6 protein-coding genes are annotated in these 8,002 nt (G+C 69.7%); 3 read left to right on the top strand and 3 right to left on the bottom strand.

All coding sequences use genetic code 11. The features are described from left to right. Positions 1-206 precede the first annotated feature (206 nt). Both D7V77_RS44030 and D7V77_RS38490 read left to right on the top strand, forming a co-directional pair. Positions 207-347 carry a hypothetical protein gene (locus D7V77_RS44030; RefSeq protein ID WP_158624569.1) on the top strand — a complete coding sequence of 47 codons (141 nt, stop codon included), beginning with the start codon at positions 207-209 and terminating at the stop codon, positions 345-347. A gap of 80 nt (positions 348-427) precedes the next feature. Continuing rightward, a complete protein-coding gene (locus D7V77_RS38490) occupies positions 428-1,423 on the top strand; it encodes a hypothetical protein (protein WP_120581207.1) in 996 nt (331 codons plus the stop codon). 96 nt (positions 1,424-1,519) lie between these two features. Here the strand turns inward: D7V77_RS38490 and D7V77_RS38495 are convergent, their stop codons facing one another. Genes D7V77_RS38495 through D7V77_RS38505 form a run of 3 tightly spaced genes read right to left on the bottom strand, consistent with a single transcriptional unit; the run spans position 1,520 to position 7,354 of the window. Beyond that, positions 1,520-4,678 (bottom strand): efflux RND transporter permease subunit, encoded by a 3,159-nt coding sequence (locus D7V77_RS38495; protein WP_120581208.1) that lies wholly within the window; start codon positions 4,676-4,678, stop codon positions 1,520-1,522. A 28-nt stretch (positions 4,679-4,706) separates the two neighbouring features. Beyond that, entirely contained in the window at positions 4,707-5,894 is a 1,188-nt protein-coding gene (locus tag D7V77_RS38500) for an efflux RND transporter periplasmic adaptor subunit (protein WP_120581209.1), read from the bottom strand. 26 nt (positions 5,895-5,920) lie between these two features. Next, positions 5,921-7,354, bottom strand: coding sequence for a TolC family protein (locus D7V77_RS38505; RefSeq protein ID WP_120581210.1), 1,434 nt, complete (start codon positions 7,352-7,354; stop codon positions 5,921-5,923). Between the two features lie 207 nt (positions 7,355-7,561). On the opposite strand from D7V77_RS38505, the gene D7V77_RS45845 reads away from it, so the two are divergent. Beyond that, the gene (locus D7V77_RS45845; protein ID WP_233605283.1) at positions 7,562-7,963 is read left to right on the top strand and encodes a MarR family winged helix-turn-helix transcriptional regulator; all 402 of its coding nucleotides are present in this window, start codon (positions 7,562-7,564) and stop codon (positions 7,961-7,963) included. Positions 7,964-8,002: the final 39 nt, after the last annotated feature.

The raw sequence follows: 8,002 nt of genomic DNA on the forward strand, positions 1-8,002 counted from the left end.
GGGGGATGGGGGCGGGCAGGGAGGCGCAGCCCACCGCGAGCAGCAGTCCCGCCAGTCGCAGCCAACTCCATCGGCCATTCACCAGGCGCTCCGTGACGCTGACATTCCCCTCTCTCTCGGCCAGGGACCGGGCCAACTCCTCGCGACGGGCTCGTTCCCGGGCACGCTCCAGGACGAACTCGAGAGAGGGGGGTCTTTCTATTGTCATGTTCGAAGCCATCGTGGAGCGCTTCCTTGCCCAGAGTCCACAGGCCTTCGCTGCACGCGATGCTTTCCTGCGGGTGCGGGAGCATGCCCGCAATCCCTCTCCAATCACCAAGGGCGCCTGTGTTTCATCTGTTGCTTGAGTTCCAGGCTCCAAACTGTCACAGGGAGGCGTTTCACTCCCAGGGCGGGTCCCCCCGCCCTCCTTGAGAAGGTGGACGCGATGAAGCGTGGAACGGCAGTGCGAAGCGCGGTGCTGGGCATGTCCGCGGTGGGCCTGATGGGCGCCTGTGGCGGTCAGCCGGAGCAGACCCCGGCCCCCGAGGGCGGCGACACGGTGACGACGGCGACGCAGCAGCTGGTGCCGGCTCCGCCCGCTCCGTTCGACAGCTACCTGTACATCGCGGGCACGCTGCCCGTGGGCGGCGCGGTGACGTCGAACACCGGCACGTCCGCGAACTACGAGGGCTTCAAGCTCAACGTCGCGGCGAACACGCAGGTGGCGCTGGAAGTCACCCACCTGGGCACCGGCATGGGCGTGGACACCGGCCTGTACGTGTACGGCCCGAAGACGCAGTACGGCTACGGCTACTGGCCGCTCTACGGGGACGACGACTCCGGCTACGGCGAGCTGAGCAAGATTCCGCTCGCGACCTTCAATCAGGCGGGCGAGTACCTGGTGGTGGTGGGCTGGAGCAACGGCCTGGCCAAGCAGTACCGCCTCCAGGCCTCCTGCGTGGGCGGCGCGTGCGTGGCGAACCCCTCTCCGGCGCCGGCCAATGCCCCGGTGACGCTGGCGGCGTTCCCGCTCGACGGGACCCTCAACGCGGTGCTCGGCGGGGCCAACGCGTACCGCGAGGACATGTACTCCTTCCTGGACCGGTATGACTTCGCGTGGCCGTACTCGACGCACGCCTCGCTGAACGCGGCGGCGGCGGCGGTGCTCGCGCGCAGCGAGTACAAGGGCTACCGCAACGACCCGAACCCGGGCACGTACACCTACGCGGCGTTCCTGCCGCGGATGTACCTGCAGTTCCAGCCGCTGCACCAGGCCATCCTCGACACCTACGGCGAGAGCGCCGCGAACGCGCAGGTGAAGAGCTACTTCCGCGAGTTCAGCACCGGCCCCAACGGCGACAACTGGCGCACGCTCAACATCATCCTGCTGCCCGAGTCCCGCCACGTCATCGTGTACGAGCAGACCGCCCACGAAATCTGACGCGCGACGAGCAGCCCCGAAAACACCACCGCCCTCCTCTTCGCGTACCGGAAGGGGAGGGCGGTCTGTTTTTCAGCGCTGCACTGCCAGGTCAGCTCACGGCGCGTGCGCCGGGGCGGGCTCGTGCGAAGTGGGCGTCTCCTCCTCACCGCTGGACCGCTTCGCGTCCCCACGCACCTTCTGCATGAGGATGTAGAGGCCCGGGATGAAGATGAGGTTGACGATGGTGGACACCAGCATGCCGCCGAACACCGCGGTGCCCAGCGAGTTGCGCGCCGCCGCGCCCGCGCCGGACGCCGTCATCAGCGGCACCACGCCCAGGAGGAACGCGATGGACGTCATGAGGATGGGGCGCAGGCGGACTTCCGCCGCCGTCACCACCGCCTCCAGCGCGCTCTTGCCCTGCTCGCGCAGCTGCTCCGCGAACTCCACGATGAGGATGGCGTTCTTGGACGCGAGGCCCACGAGCATCACCAGACCCACCTGGCAGAACACGTCGTTCGCGTAGCCGCGCGCCACCTGCAATCCCAGCGCGCCCATGATGGCCAGCGGCACGGACAGGATGATGACGAACGGGAGGCTGAAGGACTCGTACTGCGCCGCCAGCACCAGGAACACGAAGAGGATGCCCAGGCCGAAGATGATCATCGTCTGCCCGCCGGACTCCTTCTGCTCCAGGCTGATGCCCGTCCACTCGGAGGACATGCCCTGGGGCAGCGCCGCCTGGGCCACCTGCTCCATGGCCTCCAGCGCCTGGCCGGACGACACGCCGGGCGCGCCCTGGCCGTTGATCTCCACGGAGCGGAACAGGTTGTAGTGCTTGATGACCTGCGCGGAGACGATGGGCGTCACCTTCACCAGCGACTCCAGCGGAATCATGTCGCCCGCGTCCGTGCGTGCGTAGAAGGAGCCGATGTCCTGGGGGCTGTCGCGGAACTGCTGCTCGGCCTGGACGTACACGCGGTAGGTGCGGCTGGCGTAGTTGAAGTCGTTGACGTACTGGCTGCCCATGTAGAGCTGCATCACGCCGAAGATCTGCTCAATGGGCACGCCCAGCGCCTTGGCCTTCTGGCGGTCCACCTCCACGTCCAGGATGGGCGTGTTGGCGTTGAAGGGGGTGAAGACGCCGCGCAGGCGGCCCTCCTCGTTGCCCTTCTGCACCATCTCTTGCGTGGCGTTGGCCAGGTCTTCCAGCGAGTGGTTGCCGGCGACGTCCTCCACGATGAACTGGAAGCCGCCCACGCTGCCCACGCCGCGGATGGCGGGGGGCTGGAAGGGGATGACGCGCGCGCTGCCAATCTTGCCCAGCGGCCCGCGCAGCCGCTCCACCAGCGCGGCCACGGACTGGTCCTTGCCCGTGCGCTCCTCCCACGGCTTCAAGGCCGTGAAGACGGTGGCGTAGTTGGAGCCGTTGCCGCTGGGGGAGAAGCCACCGATGGCGAACATCACGCTCACCTCCGGCTGGGCCTTGAGCACCGCCTCCACCTCCTGGAGCACCTTCTCCGTCTGGCTGAGGGCCATGCCCTCCGGCCCCTGCACGGAGATGATGACGTAGCCCTGGTCCTCATCCGGGATGAAGCCCGTGGGCGCGGAGCGGAACAGCATCACCGTCAGGCCGATGCAGGCGAGGAACGCCACCAGCACGATGACCGGGTGCACCAGCAGCTTGCGCAGCCCCTTGCCGTACATGTCGCGCGTCCAGTCCAGCACCTGGTCCACCTTGCGGAAGAACACCCACTTGGGGCCGTGGTGGTGCTTGAGCAGCCGCGCGGACAGGGCGGGCGTGAGCGTCAGCGCGCAGAAGGTGGACAGGGCCACCGACGCGGCGATGGTGAGCGCGAACTGCCGGTAGATGGAGCCCGTGGTGCCCGGGAAGAGGGCCACCGGGATGAACACCGCCACCAGCACCACGGAGATGGCCACCACCGCGCCAGCCACCTCCTTCATGCCTTCGCGCGCCGCCTGGAACGGGCTGAGCCCGCGCTCCGCCATCAGGCGCTCGATGTTCTCGATGACCACGATGGCGTCGTCCACCACGAGACCCGTGGCCAATGTGAGGCCGAAGAGGGTCAGCGTGTTGATGGAGAAGCCCATCAGGTAGACGAACGCGAACGTGCCGACGAGTGACACCGGCAGGGTGAGCGCGGTGATGAGAACGCTGCGCCACCCGTGCAGGAACAGGAAGATGACCAGGATGACGAGCGCGATGGCTTCAATGAGGGTGTGGATCACCTCGTTGACGGAGGCGCGCACCGCGAGCGTGGTGTCCGTGCCCACGCGGTACTCCAGGCCCGGCGGGAAGGACTGCGACAGGCGGTCCAGCTCCTTGATGACGCCGTCGCGCACGTCCAGCGCGTTGGCGGTGGGCAGCTGGAAGATGGCCAGGCCCACGCCGGTGCGGCCGTTGAAGCGCAGGAGGGTGCTGTAGTTCTCCGCGCCCAGCTCCACGCGGCCCACGTCCTTCACCGTGACGGCGCGGCCGTCGTTGTTGCGCATGAGCACGATGTCGCCGAACTCCTCCGGCTCCACCAGGCGGCCCCGGGCGCGCACGGCAATCTGGTACGGCTGCTCGTCGCTGGACGGCGGCTGGCCCACCTGGCCCGCGGCCACCTGGAGGTTCTGCTCCTGGAGCGCGCGCACCACGTCCTGCGGCGTCATGTTCCGGCGCGCCAGCTCGGACGGATCCAACCACAGGCGCATGGAGAACTTGCGCTCACCGAAGATGCGCACCTCGCCCACGCCGCGGACGCGCTTGATGGCGTCCTTGAGGTTCACGTCCGCGTAGTTGGAGAGGAACTTCGCGTCGTAGCGGTTGTCCGGGGAGGACAGGCCCACCGTCAGCAGCATCTGGCTGGAGGCCTTGTTCACCACGATGCCCGTCTGGTTCACCTGCGCGGGCAGGCGGGCCGCGGCGCGGCTCACGCGGTTCTGCACGTCCACCGCCGCCACCTCGATGTTGCGCGTGGGGGCGAAGGTGACGGTGATGGTGCTGGTGCCGTCGTTGCTGCTGGTGGAGGTGATGTAGCGCATGTCCTCCACGCCGTTGAGCTCCTGCTCCAACGGGATGGTGACTGCGGACTCCACCACCTCGGCGCTGGCGCCGACGTAGGTGCTGGTGACGGTGACTTGCGGCGGCGCCAGGTCCGGGTACTGCGCGATGGGCAGCGTCGGGATGGCGATGACGCCCACCAGCGTCAGGATGATGGAGCAGACGATGGCGAAGACAGGCCTGCGGATGAAGAAGTCGACGAACACGGTGTGGCGCCTCTCTTGAATTCGCCTGCTAGCGGCTGCCGCCGGTGGTGCCGCCGCCACCGGACGCGGAGCGGGGCAGCTGGGCGTTGGTGGGGACCTCGTCGGCCCTCACGGTGCCCGTCGGCTGGGGGGATGCGTCGTTGTTCACGGAGACCTGCTTGGGGATGACGGGCATGCCGTCGCGCAGCATGTTCAGCGACGACACCGCGACGAGGTCGCCCTGCTTCAGGCCGCCCTCCACCACGTAGGACATGTCGCCCAGCTGCCCCAGCGCCACCGGGCGGCGCTCCACCAGCGTCTTGCCGTCCTTCTTCTCCACCACCATGGCGAAGGGCTGGCCGCTCTGGCGCACCACCGCGAGCGCCGGAATCTGGAGCGCGTCCCGCGTGGAGTACACCAGCCGCGCCCGCAAAAGCTCACTGGGGCGCAGGCCCACCGTGTTGCGGAAGGCGGCCTTCACCTCCACCAGCTGCGTGCGAGGGTCCGTCTGCGGCGCCACGTAGAAGACGGTGCTGGAGAGGATGACCCGGCCCTGCTGATCCAACAGCTCCAGCTGCGTGTCCGGCTTGAGCGACCGCGCGCGGAACGACGGCACCGACACGCTGACCTCCAGCGCGTCCGCCTGGGCCACCGTCGTGAGCGTCGTGGTGGCGCTCACGAAGTCACCCACGCGCACCAGCACGTCGCCCATGGTGCCCGCGAACGGCGCGCGCACCACGTGGAACTGCAGCTGCACCTGGCGCTGGGCCACGTTCGCGCCCGCCGCGCGCGCCGCGGCCTCCGACGCCTTCACCGCCGCCTGGGCGCGCTCCAACTCCTGCACGCTGGCCAGGCCCTCGCGGTTGAGGGACTCCGTACGCGCCAGGGTGCGCTTCGCCAGCTCCAGCTCCACCGCGGAGGAGCTCTGCTGGGCCTGCGCGCTGTCCAGCGCCGCGGTCTCCTGGCGCGCGTCCACCTCAATCAGCGGCGTGCCGGCCTCCACCTTCTGGCCGGGCTTCACCAGGATCTTCCGGATGTAGCCGTTCACCTGCGGCAGCACCGTCACGCTCTGCCGCGACAGGAGCGAACCCAGGTACTCGCCGGTGTCCCGCACCTCGTGCGGCGCCAGCGCCACCACCTGCACCTCGCGCGGCGGCGGAGCGGCCTTCGCCTCCGGCTTGCCCGAGCACCCGGCCGCGCCAGCCACCAGCGCCGCGCCCAACACCGTCTTCGTCATCAGCGCCTTCAGGGGGCGTACCCTCGTCACCAGTCGCACCGGGCCTCCGTCAGGAACGCGTCCAGGCGGGCCTGGACGAGCTCGAATTCCCTCAAAACCAACGCGAGCTGCGCCTGGCGGAGGGCGGCTCCGCTCTGCACCAGCTCCAAACTGCCACCTCGTCCCACCTCGAAGGCCCGGCGCGTGAGCCGGTCCGTCCGGTCCGCCAGCTCCACGGACTCGGCAGCGGTCTTCAACAGCGCCTCGGCCACTTCCACTCCACGCCGCGCGCGAGAAACCTCCACACCCACGTTGCGGCGGTTGGCCTCCAGCGACTGGGCGGCCTGTTCTTCAATGCCTGCGCGCTCGCGCACGAGCCCTTCGCGCTGACCGCCCTCCCACAGGGGCATGGACAGCACCGCGGACACGTTCCAGGTGCCGAAGCGGCCAAAGCCGGGGTCGGTGGTGAAACCCACCAGCGTGCTGCTCAGTCCCAGGGTGGGCAGGTAACCGGCGGAAGCCTGGCGCCGGCTCTCCCGGGCCGCGTCCACGTTGGCCCGCTGGGCCACCAGGTCCGGCCGGTTGGCCAGGTCCTGCAGGGGGGCGCAGTCCTGGCGCGTCTGCTCCACCAGCCCGCCCAGGTTGAACTCCGGGTTGACGCCCACGCCGTGGTCCTCGCCCAGGGACAGGCCCAGCGACTCACGCGTCCGGCGCAGCTGCTCGTCCCCGGCCACCAGCGCCTGCCGGGCCACCGCCACGTCCTGGCTCACCCGCACCACGTCCAGCTGGGTGCCGGCGCCCAGCTCGAACGAGCGCTGGGTGATGGCCTGGCGCTCCAGCGCCTGACGCAGGCCCACGCGGTTGACCTCCGCGGCGCGCTCGGCGGCCACCGTGGCCACCAGCACCTGCGCCAGCCCCTGGGTGAGGCGGCGCTGCACGTCCTGGAGGCTGGCCACGGACGCGGACTCGGAGGCCTTCGCGGACGACAGGCCCCGCCACGCACCCACATCAATGATGGACTGGGTGAGGGACGCGGACACCGTGCCCAGGGGCGCGCTGGGACCCGCCACCCCGGTGCCGGTGTTGGAGCCGCCCACGAAGCCGCCGCCCGCGGCGGAGGGCACGTCCGGGTGGAGCACATCCACGCCCACGCCCGCGGTGGCCCGCGCGTTGGGCAGCAGAAGGCCCAGGGACTGACGCCACCGGCCCTGCGCGCGCGACACGCCGGCTTCCGCGTTGCGCAGGTCCGTGGATCGCTGGCGCACCCGGGTGAGGGCGTCATCCCACGTCTTCACCTGCTCCGGCGCCGGCGGGACGGGCGTGAGCATGGGGTCTTCCACCTTCGGCTGGAAGGGGACGGGGGCCGGCGCGGCCGCGGCGGCGCTGGCGTCAGGTGTGGGCTGCTGGGGGGCGGGAGACGCGGACGGCGCCTGTTGCGTGGCGGCGAGGAGGAGGACGAGGAGGGCGCTGGAGGTGGCCATACTCTGGAGCGGCGGGTCTTTCCGGCAGGAGCGAGTGGTGGTACCCACCCCGGGTTCCCTGCGCGCGGTCAAGATGTAATTGACAACCGTTGTTGAATGCAATCATCTCTTACGCCCATGACCATCGCTGAGCAAGTGGCATCGACGCGACGCGCAGTGGTCCGTTTGCTCACCCAAAAAGTGGGTGAGCAAACGGATCGGCCGCTGATGCAGCTGCTCGTGCTCAAGAACATCGGAATCCACGGCATCCACAGCCAGGCGCAGATCGCGGAGCGGCTGCTCATCGACGCGCCCGCCGTGAGCCGGCTGGTGGACCGGTTGGAGGAGGATGGGCTGGTGGAGCGCCGCGCGGGGGAGAACCGCCGCTGCGTGCGCCTGGAAATCACCGACGCGGGGCGCCGGGAGATCCAGGCCCTGGAACTCGCCGCGCGGTGGGTGGATGCCCAGGCGCGCGAGTTCCTGGCGCCGCCGGAGGTGGAGGTGCTGTCGTGCCTCCTGGAGAAGCTGCAGACGGGGCTGTGCCAGCTGCTGGGCAACGAGCCCGCGAATCCGCCGCGCAAGGACGACCCGCCCTGCGGGCCGCCCTCCTCCAACAACGACAACGGGTGACGACGGGAGGTGGAGGGCCGGGCGCGATGCCCGTCCCGC

Source organism: Corallococcus sp. CA041A (assembly GCF_003612075.1).
Classification (GTDB): domain Bacteria; phylum Myxococcota; class Myxococcia; order Myxococcales; family Myxococcaceae; genus Corallococcus; species Corallococcus exiguus.

Excerpts from the sequence above, each read along its gene's own strand:
- D7V77_RS44030 (WP_158624569.1), top strand. The coding sequence starts at position 207 with ATGTTCGAAGCCATCGTGGAGCGCTTCCTTGCCCAGAGTCCACAGGCC.
- D7V77_RS38490 (WP_120581207.1), top strand. The coding sequence starts at position 428 with ATGAAGCGTGGAACGGCAGTGCGAAGCGCGGTGCTGGGCATGTCCGCG.
- D7V77_RS38500 (WP_120581209.1), bottom strand. The coding sequence starts at position 5,894 with ATGACGAAGACGGTGTTGGGCGCGGCGCTGGTGGCTGGCGCGGCCGGG.
- D7V77_RS38505 (WP_120581210.1), bottom strand. The coding sequence starts at position 7,354 with ATGGCCACCTCCAGCGCCCTCCTCGTCCTCCTCCTCGCCGCCACGCAA.
- D7V77_RS45845 (WP_233605283.1), top strand. The coding sequence starts at position 7,562 with ATGCAGCTGCTCGTGCTCAAGAACATCGGAATCCACGGCATCCACAGC.